The organism is Crossiella sp. NPDC003009, assembly GCF_053591555.1.
In genome coordinates, this window is the sequence record NZ_JBSFUA010000004.1 from 335,365 (window position 1) to 358,759 (window position 23,395).

The window sequence follows — 23,395 nt, forward strand, 5'->3', positions numbered from 1 at the left end:
AGACCGTGCGGCTGGAGGAGGCCACCAGGGCGCTGCTGGCCGAGCAGTACGACGTGTTCCTGGAGATGAGCCCGCACCCGGTGCTCACCGTCGGCATCCAGGAGACCATCGAGGACGCCGGCGCCGAGGCCATGGTCACCGGCACGCTGCGCCGCGACCTCGGCGGCCCCGCCCAGCTGCTGACCGCGTTCGCGACCGCGTTCACCCAGGGCGTGGCGGTGGACTGGGCCGCGGCCTTCGCCGGAACCGGTGCCACCCGGGCCGACCTGCCCACCTACGCCTTCCAGCGGCAGAGCTACTGGCTCACCGCCAAGTCCGGCTCCGGCGAGGTCGCGCGGGCCGGGCTGAGCGCACCCGGCCACCCGCTGCTGGGCGCCACCGTGGACAGCGCGACCGGCGGGGACACCCTGCTCACCGGCTGGCTCTCCCAGCACGCCCAGCCTTGGCTCGCCGACCATCGAGTGCTGGACGCGGTGCTCCTGCCAGGCGCGGCGCTGCTGGAGATGGCGCTGCGCGCGGGAGAGCGGACCGGCTGCCACCGGGTGGACGAGCTGACCCTGCTGGAGCCGCTGATCCTGCCGGACCAGGGCGGTGTGGACCTCCAGGTGGTGGTCGGCCAGCCGGACGATTCCGGTCGCCGCCCGCTGAGCGTGCACTCCCGCCCGGACTCCGCCCGCGACACCGGCCAGCCCTGGACCCGGCACGCCACCGGCACGCTCGCCACCGCCACCCCGCCCGCGACCCCACCGGACTGGCCCTCCGAGGGCGGCACGGAAGTCGACCTGGCCGAGTTCTACCCCCGGCTCGCCGAGCAGGGCTACACCTACGGCCCGGCCTTCCGCGGCCTGCGCAGGCTGACCCGGCAGGGCGCGGACCTGTTTGCCGAGATCGAGCTGCCCGAACGGCGCGGCCAGTCCGGCGAGTTCGTGCTCGACCCCGCGCTGCTGGACGCGGCCCTGCACCCACTGCTGCTCGGTGTGACCGAGGGCGCGGGCCCGGCCGTGCTGCCCTTCGCCTGGTCCGGCGTCACCGTGCACGCGGTCGGCACGCGCCCTTCCCGGGTGCGCCTGCGCCTGGACACCGACGCCACCGATTCGGTCTCCGCCGCGCTCACCCTGCTCGACACCGCAGGCACCGTGGTCGCCACGGTCGACTCCCTGCTGCTGCGCCCCATCACCGCGGACGGCCTGCGCACCACCCGCCCGGACGGCCTCTACCGCCTGGCCTGGACCACCATGCCCACCGCCCCCGCGGCCACCGGCGAACCCTGGGCCGTCCTCGGCCAGGACGAGTCGCTGACCCCGGCCACCCTTGGCCGCGCACTCACCACGCACCCAGACCTCACCGCGCTGGCCGGGGCGGGCACCGTCCCCGCCACGGTGCTGCTGCCGATCACCGACAGCGGCGAACCCGACCTGGCCGAGCGCACCACAACGCTGCTGCACGACCTCCTGTCGACCCTTCAGCACTGGCTGACCGAGGAACGCTTCACCGACTCCCGCCTGGTGGTGCTCACCCGCCCTGCGCGACGGCACACTCCAGTCACCCAGACTCGCCAGAGCGGCCACTGACACCCTCATCCCACCCGCCACGGGCCACTGGCGGCTGGTCCCGGTGGCGCACACCGCCCCCGACGACCTCGCACTGATGGAGCACGGCCCGGAACCCCTTGGCGCAGGCCAGGTCCGGATCGCGGTGCGCGCCGCGGGCCTGAACTTCCGCGACGTGCTGATCGCCCTGGGCATGGTGCCGGAGCGGAACGTGACCATGGGCGCGGAGGGCGCGGGCGTGGTCATCGAGACCGGCCCAGGGGTCACCGACCTGGCGCCGGGCGACCGGGTCATGGGCTACTTCAACGGCGCGTTCGGCCCCGAGGCCGTCGCCGACCGCCGACTGCTGGCCCTCATGCCCGAGGGCTGGACCTTCGCCCAAGCCGCCGCCGTCCCCATGGTCTACCTGACCGCCTACTACGGCCTGGTCGACCTGGGCAGGCTGCAGCCGGGCGAGTCGGTGCTGATCCACGCCGCGGCAGGCGGGGTCGGCATGGCCGCCCTGCAACTGGCCCGCCACCTGGGTGCCGAGGTCTACGCCACCGCCAGCCCCGCCAAGTGGAACACCTTGCGCGCCATGGGTTTGCCTGCTGACCGCATCGCCAACTCCCGCACCCTGGAGTTCCGCGACCGGTTCCGCACCGGCGTGGACGTGGTGCTCAACTCACTGGCCGAGGAGTTCATCGACGCCTCGCTGGCGCTGCTCAACCCCGGCGGACGCTTCCTGGAAATGGGCAAGACCGACATCCGCGAGCCCGCCGAAGTCGAGGCCGCGCACCCCGGCGTGACCTACCGCGTCTTCGACCTGACCACCCTGGCCCGCCCCGAACCGGACTTCCCCGGCGCCGACCCGGAACGCCTGCGCGACATCCTCGCCGAGGTGCTCGTCCTGTTCGACAAGGGCGTGCTGCAACCCTCCCCGCTGACCACCTGGGACATCCGCCGCGCCAAGGAGGCATTCCGCTTCCTGGCCCAGGCCAAGGGCGTCGGCAAGGTGGTCCTGACCATCCCGCCCACCACCCACCACACGGTCCTGATCACCGGCGGCACCGGCACCCTGGGCGCACTGGTAGCCCGCCACCTGGCCACCCGCCACCCCGGCATCCACCTGCTCCTGACCAGCCGCAGCGGCCTGAACGCCCCCGGTGCCGCAGACCTCGCCACCGAGCTCCGCGACCTGGGCGCGGAGGTCACCATCACCGCGTGCGACACCGCCAACCGAGCCGACCTGACCGCCCTGCTCGCCACCATCCCGCCCAGCCGCCCACTCACCGACGTGGTGCACGCCGCGGGCCTGCTGGACGACGGCGTGCTCACCGCGCTGACCCCGGCCCAGCTGACCAACGTGTTGCGCCCCAAGGTGAACGCCGCCTGGCACCTGCACGAGCTGACCCAGCACCTGGACCTCACCTCCTTCGTGCTGTTCTCCTCCATCGCCGGTGTCACCGGCACCCCGGGCCAGGCCAACTACGCCGCCGCCAACACCTTCCTGGACGCCCTGGCCCAGCACCGCCACCAAGAAGGCCTGCCCGCCACCAGCCTCGCCTGGGGCCTGTGGGCGCAAGCCAGTGGCATGACCGCGCACCTGAGCCAAACCGACCTCGACCGCATGACCCGCGGCGGCCTCATCCCCATCACTCCGGAAACCGGCCTGGCCCTCTACGACTCCGCCCAAACCCTCGGCGAACCACTGGTGATCACCGCCCCCCTCAACGAGTCCACCCTGCAAACCAGCCCCGACCCCCTCCCCGCCCTCTACCGCGGCCTGGTCACCGCCACACCCCGCCGCCACACCCCCGAGTCCAAGCCCCACACCGAAACCACCCTCACCGAACGCCTGCTCCCGCTCCCCGCTCCCGCCCGCGAACACCTGCTCATCGACCTGGTCCGCACCCACCTGGCCGCCGTCCTGGGCCACGACTCCACCGAGGACATCACCCCCGACCAGTCCTTCGACGACCTGGGCCTGGACTCGCTCACCTCAGTCGAGCTCCGCAATCGCCTCAACACCGCCACCACCCTGCGCCTGCCCACCACGGTCGCCTTCGACCACCCCTCCGCGACCGAGCTCGCCACCCACCTGCTCACCCAGCTCGACATCCCCGAACCAGACCCGGACGCACCGGTCCTGGCCGCCATCGCCCACCTGCGCGAACTCCTCACCGCCGCAGCCGCCGACAACCGCCCCCTGACCCACCTCACCGACCAACTCGCCACCCTCATGCCCCAAGGAGGCTGAGCCACCGGATCAGCCCTTCTTCTTCCCCTGCCCCGGAGCCTTGTCCTTGCCGCTCTTGGCTTTCTTCCCAGGTCTGTCGAGGACGGTCGTGGTTCCGCTCTGCCCGACGGTGACCACCGGCGGCGGCGCGGAGGGGGTGGGAACCGTCGACGTGGCGGGCGGCGGCGCCGGCGCGGTGGTGAGCGAGGCGGTGCTGGTGCCCGTCGCCGGGGGAGGGGCTGAGCTGTCCGATCCGGACCCACCGGTGGCACCCCAGACGACGCCGATCACGCCGAGCAGCGCGGCCGCGCCGGTGAGCAGCGCGGGCCGGGAGAACACCGGCGTCCGCTTCGCCCCGACCTCCGCCACGTCGACCGGAAGGGTGGGACCGGCGACCTGCTCACCGCGCAGGACCCGCGCACAGGCGAGCGCGCTGGGCCGCCGCTTCGGCGTCAGCGACGTCATCGTCAACAGCAGCTGGGCCAAGTCCGCAGGCAGGTCCTCGGGAATGGCGGGCGCGCGGTGCAGCCGGGCAACGGCCGCCTCCGCCTCGCCACCCTGGTACTCCTGCCGCCCGGTCAGACATTCCAGCAACACCAAACCCAGGGCGTAGATGTCAGCAGGCGGCGCGACCTCGGTACCGCGAACCTGTTCCGGGGCCAGATAGGCAACCGTGCCCACGATCTCGTCGGCCCGGGTCAACCGGGTGCTGCCCAACAGATAGGCCAAGCCGAAGTCGGCGAGGTGAGCATTGCCCGCACCGTCAAAAAGGATGTTCGACGGCTTGATGTCGCGATGAACCACATCCCGGTCATGCACGTACGCCAGCGCCTCGGCAACCTGCGCCCCCAGCCCACGCACCACGTCCGCCGGCAGCGGCCCGTCCGCGATGCGATCGCGCAGCGTGTCCCCCTCGACAAGCTGCAACACCAGGAACATCACCCCGTCGCTGGTCCCCGCGTCGTGCACGCAGACCAGCCCGCGATGGGACAGCCCCGCCAGGGTCCGGACCTCGTTGTCAAAGCGGCGACCAGCCGCAACGTCCCACCCCGGCCGGAACAGCTTGATCGCGACAAGGCGGTCCAGCACCGTGTCGTAGGCCCGCCGAACCTCCGCCGTGCCCCCGGTGCCCAGGCACTCGCCCAGCCGGTACCGCCCCGCCACCAGCTCCTCGCCACACGGCACCGACACCACCGCACCTCCACCGCCCACCAGGACATGTTGGAGTGCCCGGCGGCCAACAACCACAAACCACAACCATGCCGAAGCCGCGAGGCCGCCGCCAGGGAGTCCGTCACGCCGGTTCGACGGGCAGCCACAGCTCGCAGGTCGCGGTGCTGAAGTCCGCCGCGCGGTCGAGGACCGTGACGATCGACGGGCCCGGTCGCAGGCGCCACGGGTTGGACGGGAACCACTCGGTCGCGGTCGCGGCCCAGGTCGTCTGCAACGCCTGCGGGTACGGACCGGCGGTGCGGAAGACCGCCCACCTGCCCGCAGGCACCTCAATGCCGTCGAGGTCATCGGGGACCGGTGTGTCCGGGGAGACGGCGACCCCGTGCAGGTAGGTCAGGTCGCTGCCCTCGGTGGCATCGGGGCCGAGGTCGTCGCAGACCTGAAGCAAGCCCGCCGGCTCGGTGTCGCCGAGGGCTTTGAGCCGGAGGTGCTCCTCCTGCGGCAGGGCGGCGATGTGCTGCTGGATGTGCGGGTTGATCCCGTGGTGGATGAGCGGGACGCGGATGGCGTGTCCGACGAGCCGGAACGCGGAGCGGTCGACGATGCGGGTGTCCATGGGGATCGTCCCTTCGACGGTCAGGCGGAACCTGAGCTGTGGTTGTGTGCGAAGGGGACCTCCGTCCCGGCGGACGTCACCGGGACCGGCGCCGTGGACCGCCCGGAACGCGCGTCCGAACGCCTCGGTCGAGCCGTACCCGTGCCGGACGGCGATGCTCAGCAGGTCGTCCTCGCCCCGGACAACGTCGGCCGCGGCCACGGTCATGCGGCGCCGGCGCACGTACTCCGACAACGGCATGCCCGCCAGCGACGAGAACATCCGCCGCAGGTGATACCCGGTCGTGCCGAACGCCCTGGCCAGCCCGTCGACGTCGGACTCCTCGCCCAGGCGCTCCTCGACAAGATCGACGAGCCGGTTGAGCGCCGAGATCATGAGCCCTCCTTCACCGCCAACCCTGCCCGCAGGCACCCCGCCCGCGCCCGACCGCAGCGAACCGATCCGATCATTCCGGGACTGACGCGAAGCGGACGCGCTCCCATGCCACGATGCGGGTGCTGAGAGCCATCGTCAATGTGGGATCCACTGTGGACGATCCAAAAAGAACAATCCCACCTGCTGATGCAGATGGGATTGATTCTGTATATGTGCGCCGCCAGGGACTCGAACCCCGAACCCGCTGATTAAGAGTCAGCGTGGAGCCGTATCGCCTGATGTCGCGCGGGTTCATCGCATGTCGTTTCCGCAGGTCGCGTCAAGTTGGGCGTGTCGGTGGATGGCGCATGTTGTTGGCACATTTTCCGCAGCGGAGCGACCACGGAGCGACCACGGAGCGACCCGCAGCGTGGAGCGGAGGCTTGCGCATGTTTGGTGCCCTGGGGGGATCACAAAAGGATGGACCTGGGCTGAACGGCGGTTTCGTATCGGCAGGTTGGTGGTTGAGGGCTGTTTCGTACTGTCTCCGTGCTATTGACGACTCCGGGGGAGTGTCTTGCCCCGCCCGACTGTCCGTGTCGCCACGTGGCTGATCAGGTCCTGGACTCGGAACCTGAAACGAGGTCGGTGATCGTGGCCGGGTTGACGCCGCAGACACGCAGGACGCTCCTGGCGAGCGCTTCGGTGGCGTCCGGCAGCGTCATCCTTCCCGCGTTCACCGCGTCCCCCGCGGCGTGGCCGAGTGTGACGACGGCGGTCGCGAGCCACGGGGTGGGGACGTCGGTGGTGAACTCGCCCGATCGCCGGCCTCGGGTGAGCAGCCGGTCGAGGTGGTCGACCACCGGTTGGTGGCGGGCGTGGTCCGCTTCGACGTCGGCCGTGGTGGCGATGCTCAGCAGTAGCGGGTAGCGCTGAAGCGTTCGCCAGCTCGCGTCGAGCAGGCGGAACAACGCGTCGGCCGCCGGGCCCTCGTCCAGGCGTGCGGCATCCATTTCGGCAACCGCCTCGCCGGTGATCACATCGATCACCGCGCCGATGAGTGCCTCGCGGGTCTTGAAGTGGGCGTAGACGGTCTGTCGGCTCACCCCGGCCGCGCCGGCGATGTCCTCGACGCTCGCGTTGGGTTGGGCGGCCAGGATCTCCTTCGCGGCCAACAGGATCGCGCCGGCGCTGCGGTCGGCGTCGGAGCGGCGCCGCCGACGCCGGGGAGTCGTTATCTCGGACACGTTGTCAAGATTAGCAAGAGCCTTTATGTTTGACAGCATGTCAGATTTAACGAGAGGGGTTGGTCGTCGTGATGTGCTCCGGGCGGGTGCGGTCATGGCGGCCGCCGGGGCGGCGGCTGCGGCGGTGCCCGCGGGTTGGGCCGCGGCGGCGTCGGGGGAACGCGTTCTCGCGCTGACTGGTGTCACGGTCGTCGACGTCACCGGGCGCCCGTCCAGGCGCGATATGACCGTGCTCATCCACGAGGAGCGCATTGTCGTGGTCGGACGCCGCGACTCGGTTCAGTTGCCGGTCGGTGCGAAGGTCTTGGACCTACCCGGGAAGTTCGTGATCCCCGGATTGTGGGACGCGCACGTGCACAGCATTCCCGCCGAGCGGATCTCTCCGCCGCTGTACCTGGTCAACGGCGTCACCGCGGTTCGGGAGATGTCCGGCTCGGCGTTGCTGCACGAGTGGCGTGACCGGGTTGACCGCGGCGAGTTGCTGGGTCCGCGGTCGGTCATCGCCAGCCGGATCGTCGACGGCGCACCGACCATCGGTGACCCGGCGGCCTTCGTCGAGGTCGCCACCGAAGACCAGGCCCGCGGGGCGGTCCGGCGAGCCAAACGGGATGGCGCGGACTTCGTGAAGGTGTACTCGCGGCTGCCCGGCGACCTGCACCGCGCGATCGCCGAGGAGGCGCGTAGACAGCGGATCCCGTTCGCCGGGCACTGCCCGGACGCGGTCCCGCTCAGTACGGCCAGCGCGGCGGGCCAGTACAGCATCGAGCACCTGTACTCGACCTGGTACGACACCTCCGCCCGGGAGAAGGAACTGCGCGCCCGGATCGCCGGGCTGACGATCGGCCGGAGTGACTACGTCACCTGGATGCGCGAGATCCACCGGCTGGAATGGGATGCTGCCGGCAGTTACAGCCCGAGGAAGGCGGCGGCGGTGTTCGCCACGCTGGCCCGCAACCGAACCCGGATCGTCCCCACCCTCGCGGTGTACCGGGTGCTGGACCGGCCGGCGGAGGTCGCGCCGGCCGACGAGCGACTGAAGTACGTGCCGGTGGCGGTGGTCGAAGGCTGGCGCTGGGCGCTGGAGAACATCGTCAAGGCTGGCTGGACACCGGAGGAAACCGCCCAGCGGCACACCCTGTTCGATCACCGGCTGGCGTTCGTGGGCGAGCTGGCCCGAGCCGGCGTGCCGGTCGTCGCCGGTACCGACGGGGGCGACATGCCGTTCGTCATCCCCGGGTTCAGCCTGCATGACGAGCTCGCCTCGCTGGTGCGCGCCGGGCTCTCACCACTCGACGCGCTGCGGGCCGCGACCATCGAACCGGCACGCATGCTGGGCCTGGACGACACGCTCGGCACCGTCGAACAGGGCAAGCTCGCCGACCTAGTGGTGCTGGACGCCGATCCGCTGGTCGACATCCGCAACACCACCCGCATCCACACCGTGATCACACGCGGACGCGTCATCTCCCCGGAACAACGCACCCGAATGCTCGCCGACATCGCCGCCGCAGCGGCCGATCCCACCACGTCCTGAACCCATCCGATCCCCGAAGTCATTGCCACACAACCGAACCCGAGGAGATTTTCATGCCGATCCGACTGGTCACGGGGCTCGCGCTGTTGTCCACCGGCCTGCTCGCCGGCGCTTTCGGCTACGGCGCGGTCAACGTGGCGACCACGTTCAACGTGGTGCCGCTCGACGTGCGCCTGACCTTCCACTCGGCACTCATGCAGATGAACGGCCCTGTCATGCAGACCACGATGGCGCTGGCCGCGCTGAGCTCACTCGCACTCGCCGTCCTGGCCCGCGGCACGCAACGGCGTCTGGCCGGCGCAGCCGGTGCACTGGCCGTGGCGTCATTCCTGATCACCCGCTTCGGCAACGTGCCGATCAACGGCCGGATCAAGGTCTGGGCCGTCACCACACCACCAGCCGACTACGCGACGCACCTCCAGCGATGGGAGACCTTCAACATCGTGCGCACCCTCACCGCGCTCATCGCGTTCGTGCTCGTCATCACCATCGCCATCCGCGCAACCCGCGCCTGGCACGCCGACCACAAGCCCGAGCTTCCCGCAACGGCGTGACAACCGCGCCGGTAATCCACTTCAGACTCGCAAGGAGATCATTCGTGCGGCCGGTAAGAACTTTGACGTCACTCACGGTCCTGGCTCTCGCCACGGCGCTCGCCGGCACCGGGGCCGCCTCGGCGGCACCCGCGGAAACAGCCCTCCCCAGCACCGTGGTCCGCTGGGCCGCAGCCTGGTCGGCCTCGCCCCAGCGCCCGAGCGCCAACTTCACGCCCAACTGGTCCGAGCAGGGCTTCGCCGGCCAGACCGTGCGCCAGTCAGCGCGAGTCAGTCTCGACGGCGTGGCCGTGCGGATCCGCCTGGCCAACACCTACGGGGCCACCCCACTGACCGTCACCGGCGCCACTGTCGCGCGCAACGCGGGCGGCGCCGCCGTACAGCCCGGATCGGTTCGTCGCCTGACCGTCGGCGGGGCCTCGACGTTCACCGTTCCGGCCGGAGCCGAACTCGCGAGCGATCCGGTGCCCTTGCCCGTCAGGGCGCTGGACTCGGTGACGGTCACGCTGTACTTCGCCGCGCCGACCGGACCCGCGACCTACCACGCCCAGGCGATGACGACGAGCTACCGCGCCACCGGCGACCACACCGCCGACCTGCGCGCCACCGCGTTCACCGAATCCACCGCGTCCTGGTACCACCTCAACGGAGTCGACATCATCGGCGCGGCGTGCCGCCGGGACGGGGTGGTGCTGTTCGGAGACTCGCTCACCGACGGCTACGGATCCACCCCCGGTGCGGACAACCGCTACCCCGACGAGCTCGCCGAACGACTGGCCGCCACCGGACACCCGCGCGCCGTGCTCAACCAGGGCATCGGCGGCAACCGGATGACCGTCGACTCCGCCTGGCTCGGCGACAAGGCCACCACCCGATTCCACCGCGACGTCCTCGACCAGCCCGGCGTCGGCACGGTCATCGTGCTGGCAGGCATCAACGACATCGGCATGAGCGAGGCACGCCAACCCCTCGCCACCCCCTACACCGAGGTGTCGGCCGCCGAGATCATCGCCGGACATCGCGAGCTGATCCGCCAAGCCCGCGCCAAGGGGCTGCGGGTCATCGGCGGCACGATGCCGCCGATGAAGGGATCGCGCTACTACACCCCGCTCAGCGAAGCGAAGCGGGACGAGGTCAACACCTGGCTCCGAACCAGCGACGAGTACGACGCAGTGATCGACTTTGACCGCGCACTCGCTTGGCCCACCGACACGGACCAGCTCGACCCCGCCTTCGACAGCGGCGACCACCTGCACCCCAACGACGCGGGCTACCGCGCGATGGCGGACGCCGTTAACATCCCCGACCTCGGCTGACCCAACCGCCCGCACTGGGGGCTCAGTCATGCCCAGGCAAGGAGTAGCCAGCCTGACGCGACTCGACGGGGAACGACCAACTGGCGGTCATCGAGTTCCGAGCGCCACGGCGTCACGTACACACCGGCGTAGGGTCGCCATGCAACCCGCCACGCGTGCTACCGATCCGCCCACCCTGTAGGGCACGAACCGGACCTGGGATGACCTGCGGAATCGCGATTCCGGGCTCGTGTCAGCCTCTTGACGGGACCTGGTTTGACCAGCGGAAGCGCTTGATCAATTGAGTGCTTCCACTGGGAGAGATCCTGGTTGCCCTTGGAGCCCCGCTGCGGAACTGACTGGGCGACGGCTGGCGGCTTAAAGGGTGTCGTTGAGGGCCAACGGTTTACCCGGAACGACTGGTGCCCGGTCTACCGGTGGCGGCGCCCGCTTGCCGGGGTTCCAGTCACGTGTCCGGATTCGCGAGTTCGGCAGTGCGCTACTGGGAGCGCACGATCTTCGTCAAAACCTTCGGTGCCAAACCGACGCGGACGGCGACGCGGTTCGATGGCTGCGTCCCTCAGTCGTGATGATCTTGGATTCCGCAGGCCGCCCGCAGTCGAGCAACCAGGGGAGCAACCAAGAGTCCACTATGGACAATCTAAAACAAACGATCCCACCCGCATCAGCAGGTGGGATCGATTCTGTATTGTGCGCCGCCAGGGACTCGAACCCCGAACCCGCTGATTAAGAGTCAGCTGCTCTGCCAGTTGAGCTAGCGGCGCTAGATTTTCCGCGTCGTCCGGAGGGCTCCCCGTCCGACGTGGAGAACATTAGCACAGGGGTTTCGCAGACTAGAAATCGGCTGGTCATCGTCCTGCGACTACTCCGTTCAGGCGATCTTTGGGTGATCAAGGACCGGGGGCAACCCAGCGCGCCGTCGTGGCGTCCTTTGGGGTAGAAGAGTGCGGTCCGTCCGATCTGGACTCAACGTCCGTAGGTCTTGCGGTTCCGCCACGTACGGGTGCTTTCGTGTAGCACACTGTGCTCCCCCTCTGAACTTCGAATGGACGGATTGACCATGGTGGTGTTCGGTAGCCCCGCGGTGCGCCGCACGCCTCGCGCGCTGCTGGTGGCGACGCTGGGCTTGGCAGCCGTGCTGGTTGCTGGTTGCACGGGCAACGCGCCCGCGGAGACGCAGCCGAAGCAGGCGGCCGACACCTCTGCGGCGGCTGCGCCCAAGCTGCCGATCAACTTCGCGCTCACGCCCGCGGACGCGGCCGGCAACGTCGCACCGGGTGAGCCGGTGACGGTGGTGGCCACCAACGGCACGCTCGGCGAGGTCTCGCTGGTCAACGCCGAGGGCAAGCAGGTCGCGGGCGAGCTCGCGCCCGACAAGACCAAGTGGACCTCCACTGAGGCGCTGGGCTACGACAAGAAGTACACGCTGACCGCCGCGGGCAAGGGCACCGACGGCAAGGACGCCACCGCCAAGTCGGCGTTCAGCACGGTGAAGCCCGGCAAGCAGATCGCCATCAACGTGTTCAACCCGAAGCACGGCGAGACCGTCGGCGTCGGCATGCCGCTGCAGTTCGGCTTCTCCAGCCCGCCGCCGGACAAGAAGGCGGCCGAGCGGGCGATCCAGATCACCACCGAGCCCAAGGCCGAGGGCGCCTTCTACTGGTTCTCCGACAAGGAGGTCCGGTGGCGCCCGCAGCACTACTGGAAGCCCGGCACCAAGATCAAGGTGAACGCGGCCATCTACGGCAAGAGCCTGGGCGGCAACACCTTCGGCATGGAGGACCGCAAGGCTGACGTCGCCGTCGGCGACGAGTTCATCGCCGAGGCCGATGGCAAGTCGCACCAGATGATCATCAAGGTGAACGGCCAGGTCGTGAAGGAGATGCCCATCTCCATGGGCCGCCCCGCCTTCCCCTCCAACAACGGCACCCACGTCGTCACCGAACGCCACGCCAGCAAGCTGATGGACTCCACCACCTACGGCCTCTCCCTGGACCAGGGCGGCTACAAAACCCCGGTCAAGTGGGCCACCCGCATCAGCAACGGCGGCATCTTCATCCACGGCGCCCCCTGGTCAGTCCGAGACCAAGGCCACCGCAACGTGAGCCACGGCTGCCTCAACGCCTCCCTCGACAACGCCAAGTGGTTCTACGACAACGCCAAAAAGGGCGACATCGTGGTAGTCACCAACACCGGTGGCCCCAACCTCCAGCCCTGGGACGGCTTCGGCGACTGGCAGGTCCCCTGGGAAGAGTGGCTCAAGGGCGGCAAGAAGTAACCAAGGACGACAACCAACACGAAGGGCCCCGCAACCGCGGGGCCCTTCGCGTTGGAGGAGTGACCGACATCTCAACCCAACCCCGCTGGTTCAGCACCGCCCGCACCGTGGGGGTCCGGGGGCTCGGCCCCCGGTGTGGATACGAAAACGCGAAAGCCCCTCTCAAGCGAAGCGCGAGAGAGGGGCCTCCAGAGCGGGTGAGTGACGGGACTTGAACCCGCGACATCTCGGACCACAACCGAGTGCTCTACCAGCTGAGCTACACCCACCATGTGCTGCTCACCGGTGCCGGTGAGCGGTACGGAGACATACTAGCGTGCCGGTGCCACAAGATTCTAATCGGCTGCCTTCTTGGGGCGGTGGGTGCCGAGGGCGCGGGCGGCGGCGAGGGTCTGTTCGGTGGTGGGGCCGGGCTGGGGGACGAAGACGGTGCGGCGGTAGTAGGCGAGTTCGGTGATCGACTCGCGGATGTCGGCGAGGGCGCGGTGGGCCAGGCCCTTGGCCGGCTGGCCGTAGTAGACCTTGGGGTACCAGCGGCGGGCGAGCTCCTTGATGCTGGAGACGTCGACCATGCGGTAGTGCAGGTGGGCGTCGAGCAGATGCATGTCCCTGGCGATGAAGCCGCGGTCGGTGGCGATGGAGTTGCCGGCCAGCGGCGCGGAGCGCACTTCGGGCACGTACTCCTTGATGTAGTCCAGCACCTGCCGTTCGGCGTCGGCCAGGGTCACCGTGGAGCGGCGGACCTCGTCGGTGAGGCCGGAGCGCGCGTGCATGTCGCGCACGATGTCCGGCATGCTGTCGAGCACCTCGTCCGCGGCGTGGATCACGATGTCCACCCCGTCACCGAGGATGTTGAGGTCCGCGTCGGTGACCAAAGCGGCAATCTCGATGAGGGCGTCCTTGCTGAGGTCCAGCCCGGTCATCTCGCAGTCGATCCACACTAGACGTTCTGTCACCCGGGTGAGCCTATCCCGCGTCGGCGCGTCACACTCCCGTGGCGCACAGCAGGTCGGCGGCGTTTTTCCGTCTTACGCTCGATCGGCGGGTATCCGCACGGGCTGATGGAGGTCGGCATGGCCGAGCAGGCACACGAGATCGCCGCCGGGTACGCCTCGGCGGGCGCCGCGCTGGAGCTGGGCGCGGTGGTCATCGGCGGCGCCGCGACCCCGGATGCCCGCGTCCGCTTGCCCTTGGCCACCTTGAACCGGCACGGCCTGGTCGCGGGGGCGACCGGCACCGGCAAGACCAAGACCCTCCAGTTGATCGCCGAGCAGCTCTCCGCCGCCGGCGTGCCGGTCCTGATGGCCGACATCAAGGGCGACCTGTCCGGTCTCGCCCGGCCCGGCGAGCACAGCGACAAACTGCAAGAACGCGCCACCGAACTGGCCGACGACTGGCAACCCACCGCCTGCCCCGTCCAGTTCCTCTCCCTCGGCTCATCCGGCCTCGGCGTCCCGGTCAGAGCCACCATCACCGGCTTCGGCCCGCTCCTGCTCAGCAAGGTCCTCGGCCTCAACGAGACCCAGGAGTCCACCCTCGGCCTGATCTTCCACTGGGCCGACTCGCAAGGCCTGGCGCTGCTCGACATCAAGGACCTGCGCTCGGTCATCCAGCACCTGACCAGCGAGGAGGGCAAAGCCGACCTCTCCGGCATCGGCGGCGTCTCCAGCTCCACCGCCGGGGTGATCCTGCGCGCACTGGTGAACCTGGAGTCCCAGGGCGGCGACACCTTCTTCGGCGAACCCGAGCTCGACGTCGCCGACCTGATGCGCCAGCAGGACGGCCGGGCCGTGGTCAACCTCCTGGAAGTCGGCGACCTGCAGACCAAGCCAGCCCTGTTCTCCACCTTCCTCATGTGGCTGCTCGCCGAGCTGTTCGAGCACCTACCGGAAGAGGGTGACCTGGACAAACCCAAGCTGGTGTTCTTCTTCGACGAGGCGCACCTGCTCTTCGACGGCGCGTCCAAGGCCTTCGTGGAGCGGATCACCCAGACGGTGAAGCTGATCCGGTCCAAGGGCGTCGGGGTGTTCTTCTGCACCCAGCTGCCCACCGACCTGCCGAACCCGGTGCTCTCCCAGCTCGGCGCGCGGATCCAGCACGCCCTGCGCGCCTTCACCCCGGAGGACGCCAAGGCCCTCGCGCAGACCGTGAAGACCTACCCGCGCACCCCGCACTACGACCTGGGCGAGGCGCTGACCTCGCTGGGCATCGGCGAGGCGATCGTCACCGTGCTCTCCGAGCGCGGCGCGCCGACCCCGGTGGCCTGGACCCGGCTGCGCCCGCCGCGTTCGCTGATGGACACCATCGGGCCGGAGGCGATCGGCCAGGCGGCCAGGGACAGCGAGCTGCACGCCCGCTACGCCGAGTCCATCGACCGCGAGTCCGCCTACGAGAAGCTCACCGCGAAAGTCTCCGGCGCCGAAGCCGAGCAGCCCGGGGAGGAGCCACCGGCGAAGGCCGAGCCCGGCCTGGTCGAGCAGGTGCTCGGCAACTCCGCGGTGAAGTCCTTCCTGCGCTCCGCGGCCAGCGCGCTGGGCCGGGAGATCACCAGAGGCGTGTTCGGCACCGCCCGGCGCCGGCGCTAGCCGCGTTCCAGGAACGGGGTCAGCAGCTCCGGCACCGCGTCCTCGGCCAGCGCCAGCCCGTCGGTCTGGTCCACGTACTGCACCTCGTACAGCCCGGCCCCGGTGGCGCTGGTCGCGCCCACGGTGAGCAGCCCTGCCCGCCGTTGCAGCAGGCTCTGCCGGATCTTCCAGCCGATGATCCCGGTGCGTTGCAGCACCACCGTGGTGCGCACCACCGAACCGGACCGGCTGATGAGGTACTTCTCCGTCAGCGCGTGGCCGAGGTTGCGGTACTCGTCCCAGCTGATCAGCAGCACGATCGGGATCAGCGCCAGCGCGGCCACCCACGGCCACGTCGGCAGCACGTCCTGCCAGGCCAGCACGGCCAGGGTGCCGATGATCAGCGGCAGCACGATGAAGTCCCACAGCAGCAACCGGCGCAGCGCGGCCCGAGGGTGCTTGCGCAGCGGGGTCTGGGTCGGCGCGGGCTCGACCTCGAGCACCTCGGCGGTCACCCGGTGCGCCTCGGTGACCGGCGCGGGCGGCAGCAGCATGCCGCTGTCCTCGCCGGTGCCAAGGCCGGTGGCCACCGCCTTCACCGTGGCCGCCCCGACCTGCCGGAGCAGCAGCTGCTCGTGCAGCTCCACGCCCTTGACCCGGTTCTCCTCGATGGTCACCGAGCGCAGGGTGAGCAGGCCGTAGGCCACGTGCAGGGTGCCGTCCTCGCGGCGGGTGAGCTTGTAGTTCCAGTAGGAGAGCACGTAGACGACCAGCGAGCCGAGCACCGCCAGCACCAGCAGCACGCCCAGCGCGGCCGCGACGACCAGCGCGATCGGGGTGTGCCGGACCCAGTTCAGCAGGGCTTCCAGCGCGGGCAGGTGCCGCACGTCGATGTCCAGGGTGCGGGCCAGCCAGGCGCCCGCCGCGCCCAGCGCGCCGACCGCGATCAGGCCGAACAGGGTGAACGGCGCGTAGCGCAGCCACTTCGGGTCCAGCTGGGAGAGCACCCGCTCCGGCTGGCCGGTCTCCGGATCGGTCACCACCGCGTCGGCCACGGTGCCGTCCGCGCGCACCGGCGGCAGTGCCTCGGTGCTGGCCACCCGTGCGGGCAGCCTGCGCAGCAGCAGCGCGCGCAGCCGTTCGGCCTCGGCGTTGTCGATGGCGTCCAGGGACAGCTCGTCCTCGGTGCCCTGGTCCTGGCGGCCGGTGCCGATCTTGACCACGGACAGGCCGAAGATCCGGTGGAAGATGTCCGCGGTGGCGTCCACGGTGCGCAGCCGGTCCCGCGCCACCGAGCGCTCCTTGCGGAAGACCAGGCCGGCGTGCAGCTCGACGTGCGTCGCGGTGACCCGGTAGCGGGTGGTGTACCAGCGCAGCACGCCGAAGACGATCAGCGCCACCGCGGCCGCGATGCCGATGCCCATCTCCCAGGGCCGCAGCCCGGAGAACCCGCGCACCACCAGCAGCAGGAAGGCGATCCCGAGCAGGCTCGCGATCTGCGAGAGCGGCGCGACCACCACGGTGCGCTTGTGCAACCGCTGCCAGTCCTGCTCCACCTGCACCGCGTCCGGGGCCTCCGGCGCGACCGGGAATCCGTCCACTTCGGACGGACGTGCCTCGTGGCTCATGTCGCGTCACCGGGGGTGGCCTCGGTGATCGCCACCAACTGGTCGACCAGCGCGGCGGCCACGTCCTTGTCCAGCCCCTCGATCTTGAGCGCGCCCGCGGCCGAGGCGGTGGTCACGGTCACCGTGGACAGGCCGAGCGCCCGTTGCAGCGGCCCGCGCTCGGTGTCCACGGTCTGCACCCTGGACAGCGGCGCGATCCGCCATTCCCTGGAGAACCAGCCGGTCTGGGTGTAGACGGCCTGGTCGGTGGTCTCCCAGCGGTTCCAGCGGTACCGCAGCCGGGGCACGAAGATCAGGTCAAGGGCCGCCCAGACCACGACCAGCGCCGCGGCCAGCGACCACCAGATGGTCACGCCCCAGATCAGGACGGTCACCACGAGCGCGATGAGGGCGAACACCCACACGATCACGCTCTGCAGCGCCCACCAGGTCTTGGCCTGCGGGCTGACCTGGTTGGCCGGTTCGCGCAGCCGGAGCTGGAGGCGATCACGGGTGTTCGGAGTTGATGCCACGTTCACAGGGGCAACTGTGCCCCAGTTGAGGGGGCGATGCCATGCGTTCGGCGCGGTGCCCGACTTTGGTGACGCCGGGCTCGACTTTGGTGGGGCGCGACAGGGTGGTGTGTGTTCGGGGGATCACCCTGCCGCGCCAACCGGCCGGTCCCCGGGCCTCGGGGGGCGTCGACCCGGCAAAGCCGGACCGACCGGAGTCCTTGATCAACTCCAGTCTGCCCGGTGTGCCGGGGGTCACCGCGGGCGGGGGTGGGTCAGCTCGGGCGGGGCAGCTCGCGCTTGAGCACCTTGCCGGTGGCGTTGCGCGGCAAGGCTTCCAGGAACACCACGTCCCGTGGCACGCAGTGCCGGGCCAGGTTGGCCTTGACCAGCTCGCGCACCGCCTCGGCGTCCAGGTCGGCCTCCTCGTCGAGCACCACGTAGGCGGCCAGCCGCTGGCCGAACTCGCGGTCCGGCACGCCGAGCACGGCCGCCTCGCGCACCTGCGGCTGCCGGGCCAGCAGGTCCTCCACCTCGCGCGGGTACACGTTCTCGCCGCCGGAGACGATCATGTCGTCGTCCCGGCCCGCGACGAACAACCGGCCTGCCGGGTCCAGGTAGCCGACGTCGCCGGTGCACATCATGCCGTCGCGGACCTCTTTGGACTTGCCGTTGGTGTAGCCGTCGAAGAGCAGCCCGTTGGCCACGAAGATCCGTCCGGTGCCCCCGCGCGGCACCGGGTTTCCCGACTCGTCCAGGATCGCCAGCCGGGTGCCCAGCGGCGGTTTGCCCGCGGTGGCCGGGGCGGCGGTCAGCTCGGCCGGGGTGGCCACGCTGACCCAGGAGACCTCGGTGGAGCCGTAGAGGTTGTAGAGCACCGGCCCGAACTGGCGCTGGAACTCCACCGCGAGCTCGCCGGGCAGCGCGGAGCCGCTGGAGGCGACGATCTTCAGCTGTGCCGGGTGGTACTTGCGCAGCACCTCCCGCGGCAGCTCCAGGATGCGTTGCAGCATCACCGGAACCGCGAACAGCACCGCGCACTGCTCCTTCTCCAGAGCCTCCACTGTGGACTCCGGGTCGAACCGGCGGTGCAGCACAAGGGGACAGCCCAGCAGCAGGCCGAGCTGCAGGGCGGCCAGGCCCCAGGTGTGGAACATGGGCGCGGCCACCAGCAGCCGCTGCCCGTAGCGCAGCGGGATCCGGGACAGCAGGGTGGCCGCGGAGAACAGGCCGTGCACCTCGGGCCTGCGCGCGCCCTTGGGCGTGCCGGTGGTGCCGGAGGTGAGCACGATGACCCGGCCGTGCGCCGAGGGCACCGGCAGCTCGGTGGCGGGGGAGGACTCGATCAGCGACTCGATCGTCTCGCTGCGGGTCTTCTCATCCGGCCACGCGGTCACCCTGCGCACCCCGCGCGGGGCCTTGGCCAGCAGCGGGCGGAACTCCGCGTCGGCCACCACCAGGTTGATGCCCTCTTCCTTGAGCACCGCGCCGACCTGGGCCGCGGACGCGCCGGTGTTGAGCAGCACCAGGTGCACGCCGAGCTTGCCCGCGGCGACCATGGACTCGACCAGGCCGCGGTGGTTGCGGCAGAGCACGGCCAGCTTGTCGCCGGTGGCCAGGCCGAGCCCGGCCAGGCCGTGCGCCAGCCTGGTGCTGCGGGTGTCCACCTCGGCCCAGGTCAGGGTGCCCAGCTCGTCGATGATCGCGGGGGCGTCCGGGTGGCGGCAGGCGCCGACCGCGTAGCCGCCGGGCAGGGTCAGCGACCAGCGGCGCAGCGCGCGCGCCATCTGGTAGAGCCGGTCGGGGCGGACCGGCATGACGATTCCGGTGCGGGCCAGCACCAGCAGGCCGAGCAGGCTGGTGCCGCATTGACCGAGTAGTCGGCGGGCGGTGGCGACCACGGTGGTCACGCTCAACTCCTTCGGCAGCGTGCTGTTCAGACGGCGCCCAGGCGATAGATCACGTTCATCACCCGGTCCACCGCCTTGGGGGCAATGGCGTAGGAGGTGGCGCCGAGCGTGCCCACCGGCAGGGAGATCCTGGTGGGCCGCTTGATCAGCGCTTTCAGCACGAGGTTGGCGGCCTGTTCCGGGGAGGCCGCCGGCAGCCGCCGGTAGACCTTGGTCGGTTCGATCATGGGGGTGCGCACCAGCGGCATGTGCACGGTGGTGAAGGTGATCCCGTTGCCGTGCGCCTCCGCGCCGGCCACCCTGGTGAAGGCGTCCAGCGCGGCCTTGGAGGCCAGGTAGGCGGCGAAGCGCGGGGTGCCGACCTGGGTGCCCTGGGTGGAGATGTTGACGATGTGGCCGAACCGGCGGGCGGTCATGTGCGGCAGCAGGCCGAGGATGAGCCGGACCGGGGCGTGGTAGTTGATCGCCATGGTCCGCTCGAAGTCGTGCTGCCGGTCGGTGGAGCGCAGCAGCGAGCGGCGGATCGACCGCCCGGCGTTGTTGACCAGCATGTCCACCGCCTCGTGCTGGGCGAGCACGTCCTTGAGCATGGCCCGCACCGCCTCGGCGTCGGTGAGGTCGCAGGGGTAGGTGAACGCGGTGCCCCCGGCCGAGGTGATCTCCTCGCGCACCTGCGCCAGCTCCTCCGCGCGCCGGGCCACCAGCAGCGGGATGCCGCCGTGCCGGGCGACCGCGAGCGCGGTGGCCCGGCCGATGCCGGAGGAGGCGCCGGTGATCATCACGGTGCGCCCGCCGAGCGCGCCCCCGGACCGGGGACGGCGGGCCCGGTCCGGGTCGAGGTGCTCCGACCAGTACCGCCAGAGCGTGTCCGCGTACTCGCGGAGCTCGGGCACCCGCAGGCCGCTGCCGGCCAGCGCGCCCTGGGTGGCGGTGCTGTCGAAGGTGGCGGTCAGGGTCAGGTGCGGCAGCGCTTCCGCCGGCACGCCGAGCCGCTCGAACACCAGTTTCGCGCCGGGGACGCGTTCGGCGGCGCGGCTGAGCGCGCGCAGGCCACGGTCGCTGAGCGCGCGCAGTGGCGCGGACAGCGGACCGGGCAGCGAGAACGCCATCGTTGGCGCGCCCGCGACCGCGGCGAAGGCGTTGTAGACCTCGGTGATCGGCTGCGGGCGCGGCGAGGTCAGGTGGAAGGTCCGGCCGGGCGGGTGCGCGGCGTGCGCGAGGTGGTCGATGGCGTCCACCACGTAGTCCACCGGCACCACGTTGGTCGCGCCGAGGTCCGCGCCGACCAGCGGCAACCGGCTGGGCAGCTTGGCGAGACGGGCGAAGGTGGGGAAGAAGAAGTACGGCCCGTCCACCTTGTCGATCTCCCCGGTCCGGGAGTCGCCGACCACCACCGCGGGCCGGTAGATCCGCCACGGCACCGCGTGCTGGGAGCGCACGATCTGCTCGGCGGCGAACTTGGTCGCGTGGTACGGCGAGGCGAACCGCTGGCCCAGGTCGAAGTCCTGTTCGGTGAACACGCCGCGGTGCTCGCCGGCCACGGCCACCGAGGACACGTGGTGCAGCCAGGACACCCCGAGCTCGGCGGCCAGGTCGACCACGCGCTGGGTGCCGTCCACGTTGACCGCGCTGTTGTGCTCCTCGGTGGCGGTGAGGTCGTAGACCGCGCCCAGGTGCAGCAGGTGGTCGATCCCGCCGGCCAGCCGCCTGCGGTCCATGTCGCCGAGGCCGAGTCCGTCCTCGGCCAGGTCGCCGAGCACCGGCATGACCAGCTCCCGCCGCGGCCAGCGGGCCGCGATCCGGTCGAGCTTGTCCTGTGACGCCGGTCTGACCAGCACATATACCCGGTCGCAGGTCTCGCGGGCGAGTAGCCGCTCGACCAGCGCACTGCCAAGGAACCCGGTAGCCCCGGTCACGAAGTAGGTGCTCACCGCCACCTCCCTTGGCGGTGATTCTGACACTACCTACTCGCGAGTAGCTAGTCCCAGTTGCTCATTGGTCCACGCGGAGTTCCAGCACCTGGCCACGCCAAGCCTCCACCTGAACCGATTCCACCGGCGTAAACCCGGCCCGCACGTAGTACTGGACCAGTGCCCCACCGCCGCCTGCCCAGCAGTCCACCCGAACCTTCTTCAGTCCGAGTTGGACGGCCTCGGCCCGCGCGTGTGCCAGCAGCGCGGCCCCCGCGCCCCTGGCGTCCGGGGTCCGGCGGCCGACCAGGCCCATCACGTACAGCTCGGGTTCGGTGGCGGGGGAGACGTAGGCGGGGGCGGGGCCGACCGAGCTCACCGCCAGGGTCAGCCCGTCCCGCTCGGCCACCCGCAGCGCGCCGGCCTCGGCCCAGCCGCGGACCTGCTGGACGCGCTGCGGGATGGCGGAGAAGGGGGCGGTGCCCCATTGACCGGTGCGGCCGCGTTCGGTCAGCCAGCGCACGGCGTCGTCGAAGAGCGCCAGCATCGTGTCCGCGTCCCTGACCGTGCCGCGCCGCACGGTCAGGGTCCCCCAGGTCTCTGTCATCACTGCTCCGTAGTCACCGCCGCGTAGATGGCCGCCTCGCGTAGGGCGGCCCGTAACCGTCCCACCTCCAGTGGCTCCAGCACAGCAGCTTCGCCAGGTGGCGCGACGATCACGACCGAGCCCTGCTTGACGAAGACGGTCAGCTCACGTCTCCGCCCAGCCACATCCCGGCACCACACCTGCCACTCCCGTCGGACAACCACGGCCCCCGACCTCCAGCCTTGCCGTCTCACGTCCAAGGACGCTCGCGGAACCGGGACGTCTCGGGTCGCGCTTCGTGACGCACCTTCGCGCAGGTTTCTTACTCCGTTCGCCCACTTGACCGATAGAGGTATCGACAGGGTGACCCAGCTCGCTCATTCTTGGTGCCCATGCGAACCCGAACGCTACTCACGTTCCTGCTGGTCCTGGGCGTCACCGGAGCGCTGACCCCCACCGCGCAGGCCGAGCAGCCGTTCCCCAGGATCGCCAGCCACAACGTCTTCCTCTTCTCCAAGTTGATCTACCCCAGTTGGGGCCAGGACCAGCGCGCCGACCTCATCGACAGCCAGGGCGTCCTGGCCGGACAAGACGTGGTCGTCCTCCAGGAAGCCTTCGACAACTCCTCCTCCGAGCGCCTGTTCACCAACCTGTCCGACACCTACCCCCACCGCACCCCCGTGGTAGGCCGCAGCAAGACAGGCTGGGACACCACCCGAGGCGACTACACCGACCTGTACCCCGAGGACGGCGGCGTGGCCATCCTCAGCCGCTGGCCGATCACGGAACGGGTCCAGCACGTCTACAAGCCGAAATGCGGCACCGACGCCTTCTCCGCCAAGGGCTTCGCCTACGCGAGGATCAACTCACCCGGCGGTCCGGTACATGTGCTCGGCACTCATTTGCAGGCCGACGACGGCGGCTGCAACGGCAAGGCCCCGGAAATCCGCGCGGGCCAGCTGACCGAGCTGGCCGCGTACATCCGGGAGCGCAACTTCCCGGCAAGCGAACCGGTGATCGTCGCGGGTGACCTGAACGTGGTCCTGGGCACCCCGGAGCACGCAGCGGCCCTGGCGACCCTCAACGCCAACGCCCCGGCGCACACCGGCCACCCGTACTCCTACGACCCGCAGACCAACTCCATCGCCAAGGACCGGGACGCGACCGGGCCTCGGCAGCAACTCGACTACATCCTCCTGGTGAAGGGCCACCGGGGTCCGGCGAACTGGGTCAACGAGACCCGCGCGATCCACTCTCCTAAGTGGACAGTGAAGTCGTGGGGCAAGGAGCACACGTACACCGACTACTCCGACCACTACCCGGTGTTCGCCACAGGGAGCTAGCGACCAAGAACCAGCGACGGACTCGCGGCGGGCTGGCTTTTCGAAAACCTGTCCGAAGTCTTGAGGTTCCCCATGCCCGTCAACCTGGAGAAAACTAACCACATCCCAGCGAGCAGACGCTCA

The 23,395-nt window shown here is 70.3% G+C and carries 18 protein-coding genes and 2 tRNA genes; 8 read left to right on the forward strand and 12 right to left on the reverse strand.

The features are described from left to right. The first annotated feature begins 5 nt into the window (after window positions 1-5). Window positions 6-1,571, forward strand: a complete 1,566-nt coding sequence (locus ACWDY5_RS07495) for a polyketide synthase dehydratase domain-containing protein (RefSeq protein ID WP_449721436.1) — start codon at window positions 6-8, stop codon at window positions 1,569-1,571. 43 nt (window positions 1,572-1,614) lie between these two features. Beyond that, on the forward strand, window positions 1,615-3,789 hold the full coding sequence (locus tag ACWDY5_RS07500; RefSeq protein ID WP_449721437.1) for a type I polyketide synthase: 2,175 nt from the start codon (window positions 1,615-1,617) through the stop codon (window positions 3,787-3,789). A gap of 9 nt (window positions 3,790-3,798) precedes the next feature. Here ACWDY5_RS07500 and ACWDY5_RS07505 read toward each other — a convergent pair whose 3' ends face one another. From ACWDY5_RS07505 to ACWDY5_RS07515, 3 genes are all read right to left on the reverse strand, one after another. Beyond that, entirely contained in the window at window positions 3,799-4,962 is a 1,164-nt protein-coding gene (locus tag ACWDY5_RS07505) for a serine/threonine-protein kinase (protein ID WP_449721438.1), read from the reverse strand. Window positions 4,963-5,062: 100 nt separating this feature from the next. Continuing rightward, window positions 5,063-5,932: an AraC family transcriptional regulator gene (locus ACWDY5_RS07510; RefSeq protein ID WP_449721439.1), complete on the reverse strand. Its 870-nt coding sequence runs from the start codon at window positions 5,930-5,932 to the stop codon at window positions 5,063-5,065. A 593-nt stretch (window positions 5,933-6,525) separates the two neighbouring features. After that, the gene (locus ACWDY5_RS07515) at window positions 6,526-7,158 is read right to left on the reverse strand and encodes a TetR/AcrR family transcriptional regulator (protein ID WP_449721440.1); all 633 of its coding nucleotides are present in this window, start codon (window positions 7,156-7,158) and stop codon (window positions 6,526-6,528) included. A gap of 25 nt (window positions 7,159-7,183) precedes the next feature. On the opposite strand from ACWDY5_RS07515, the gene ACWDY5_RS07520 reads away from it, so the two are divergent. The 3 genes from ACWDY5_RS07520 (at window position 7,184) to ACWDY5_RS07530 (ending at window position 10,562) form a co-directional block, all read left to right on the forward strand. Next, a complete protein-coding gene (locus ACWDY5_RS07520) occupies window positions 7,184-8,692 on the forward strand; it encodes an amidohydrolase family protein (RefSeq protein WP_449721441.1) in 1,509 nt (502 codons plus the stop codon). Window positions 8,693-8,745: 53 nt separating this feature from the next. After that, complete coding sequence (locus ACWDY5_RS07525; RefSeq protein WP_449721442.1) at window positions 8,746-9,246, forward strand: anthrone oxygenase family protein; 501 nt, start codon at window positions 8,746-8,748, stop codon at window positions 9,244-9,246. Between the two features lie 284 nt (window positions 9,247-9,530). Further along, on the forward strand, window positions 9,531-10,562 hold the full coding sequence (locus tag ACWDY5_RS07530) for an SGNH/GDSL hydrolase family protein (RefSeq protein ID WP_449721443.1): 1,032 nt from the start codon (window positions 9,531-9,533) through the stop codon (window positions 10,560-10,562). 691 nt (window positions 10,563-11,253) lie between these two features. Here the strand turns inward: ACWDY5_RS07530 and ACWDY5_RS07535 are convergent. Continuing rightward, a tRNA-Lys gene (locus ACWDY5_RS07535) sits at window positions 11,254-11,326 on the reverse strand. Window positions 11,327-11,622: 296 nt separating this feature from the next. Here ACWDY5_RS07535 and ACWDY5_RS07540 point away from each other — a divergent pair. Beyond that, window positions 11,623-12,840, forward strand: a complete 1,218-nt coding sequence (locus ACWDY5_RS07540) for a L,D-transpeptidase (protein WP_449721444.1) — start codon at window positions 11,623-11,625, stop codon at window positions 12,838-12,840. Window positions 12,841-13,036: 196 nt separating this feature from the next. Here ACWDY5_RS07540 and ACWDY5_RS07545 read toward each other — a convergent pair. Both ACWDY5_RS07545 and orn read right to left on the reverse strand, forming a co-directional pair. Next, window positions 13,037-13,109 (reverse strand) — tRNA-His (locus ACWDY5_RS07545). A 66-nt stretch (window positions 13,110-13,175) separates the two neighbouring features. Beyond that, window positions 13,176-13,796: an oligoribonuclease gene (gene orn, locus ACWDY5_RS07550; RefSeq protein WP_449721445.1), complete on the reverse strand. Its 621-nt coding sequence runs from the start codon at window positions 13,794-13,796 to the stop codon at window positions 13,176-13,178. A gap of 117 nt (window positions 13,797-13,913) precedes the next feature. On the opposite strand from orn, the gene ACWDY5_RS07555 reads away from it, so the two are divergent. After that, window positions 13,914-15,425 (forward strand): helicase HerA-like domain-containing protein, encoded by a 1,512-nt coding sequence (locus ACWDY5_RS07555; protein WP_449721446.1) that lies wholly within the window; start codon window positions 13,914-13,916, stop codon window positions 15,423-15,425. Here the strand turns inward: ACWDY5_RS07555 and ACWDY5_RS07560 are convergent. From ACWDY5_RS07560 to ACWDY5_RS07585, 6 genes are all read right to left on the reverse strand, one after another. Continuing rightward, window positions 15,422-17,032, reverse strand: a complete 1,611-nt coding sequence (locus tag ACWDY5_RS07560; RefSeq protein ID WP_449721447.1) for a PH domain-containing protein — start codon at window positions 17,030-17,032, stop codon at window positions 15,422-15,424. The genes ACWDY5_RS07555 and ACWDY5_RS07560 overlap by 4 nt on opposite strands. After that, entirely contained in the window at window positions 17,029-17,550 is a 522-nt protein-coding gene (locus tag ACWDY5_RS07565; protein WP_449721448.1) for a PH domain-containing protein, read from the reverse strand. Before ACWDY5_RS07565 ends, ACWDY5_RS07560 begins: the two co-directional genes overlap by 4 nt. Before the next feature lie 248 nt (window positions 17,551-17,798). Continuing rightward, window positions 17,799-19,433, reverse strand: coding sequence for an AMP-binding protein (locus ACWDY5_RS07570; protein ID WP_449721449.1), 1,635 nt, complete (start codon window positions 19,431-19,433; stop codon window positions 17,799-17,801). Window positions 19,434-19,459: 26 nt separating this feature from the next. Then, window positions 19,460-21,364 (reverse strand): SDR family oxidoreductase, encoded by a 1,905-nt coding sequence (locus tag ACWDY5_RS07575; RefSeq protein WP_449721450.1) that lies wholly within the window; start codon window positions 21,362-21,364, stop codon window positions 19,460-19,462. A gap of 61 nt (window positions 21,365-21,425) precedes the next feature. Continuing rightward, complete coding sequence (locus tag ACWDY5_RS07580; RefSeq protein ID WP_449721451.1) at window positions 21,426-21,950, reverse strand: GNAT family N-acetyltransferase; 525 nt, start codon at window positions 21,948-21,950, stop codon at window positions 21,426-21,428. Next, complete coding sequence (locus ACWDY5_RS07585) at window positions 21,950-22,153, reverse strand: hypothetical protein (RefSeq protein WP_449721452.1); 204 nt, start codon at window positions 22,151-22,153, stop codon at window positions 21,950-21,952. The genes ACWDY5_RS07580 and ACWDY5_RS07585 overlap by 1 nt, the downstream gene beginning before the upstream one ends. 168 nt (window positions 22,154-22,321) lie before the next feature. Here ACWDY5_RS07585 and sph point away from each other — a divergent pair, with 168 nt between their 5' ends. Further along, window positions 22,322-23,272 (forward strand): sphingomyelin phosphodiesterase, encoded by a 951-nt coding sequence (gene sph, locus ACWDY5_RS07590; RefSeq protein ID WP_449721453.1) that lies wholly within the window; start codon window positions 22,322-22,324, stop codon window positions 23,270-23,272. The last annotated feature ends 123 nt before the right edge of the window (window positions 23,273-23,395 follow it).

Bases quoted from the DNA above. Each gene is read 5' to 3' on its own strand.
- ACWDY5_RS07555 (WP_449721446.1), top strand. From the start codon at position 13,914: ATGGCCGAGCAGGCACACGAGATCGCCGCCGGGTACGCCTCGGCGGGC.
- ACWDY5_RS07560 (WP_449721447.1), bottom strand. From the start codon at position 17,032: ATGAGCCACGAGGCACGTCCGTCCGAAGTGGACGGATTCCCGGTCGCG.
- sph (WP_449721453.1), top strand. From the start codon at position 22,322: ATGCGAACCCGAACGCTACTCACGTTCCTGCTGGTCCTGGGCGTCACC.
- ACWDY5_RS07510 (WP_449721439.1), bottom strand. From the start codon at position 5,932: ATGATCTCGGCGCTCAACCGGCTCGTCGATCTTGTCGAGGAGCGCCTG.
- ACWDY5_RS07520 (WP_449721441.1), top strand. From the start codon at position 7,184: ATGTTTGACAGCATGTCAGATTTAACGAGAGGGGTTGGTCGTCGTGAT.
- ACWDY5_RS07540 (WP_449721444.1), top strand. From the start codon at position 11,623: ATGGTGGTGTTCGGTAGCCCCGCGGTGCGCCGCACGCCTCGCGCGCTG.
- ACWDY5_RS07525 (WP_449721442.1), top strand. From the start codon at position 8,746: ATGCCGATCCGACTGGTCACGGGGCTCGCGCTGTTGTCCACCGGCCTG.
- ACWDY5_RS07580 (WP_449721451.1), bottom strand. From the start codon at position 21,950: ATGACAGAGACCTGGGGGACCCTGACCGTGCGGCGCGGCACGGTCAGG.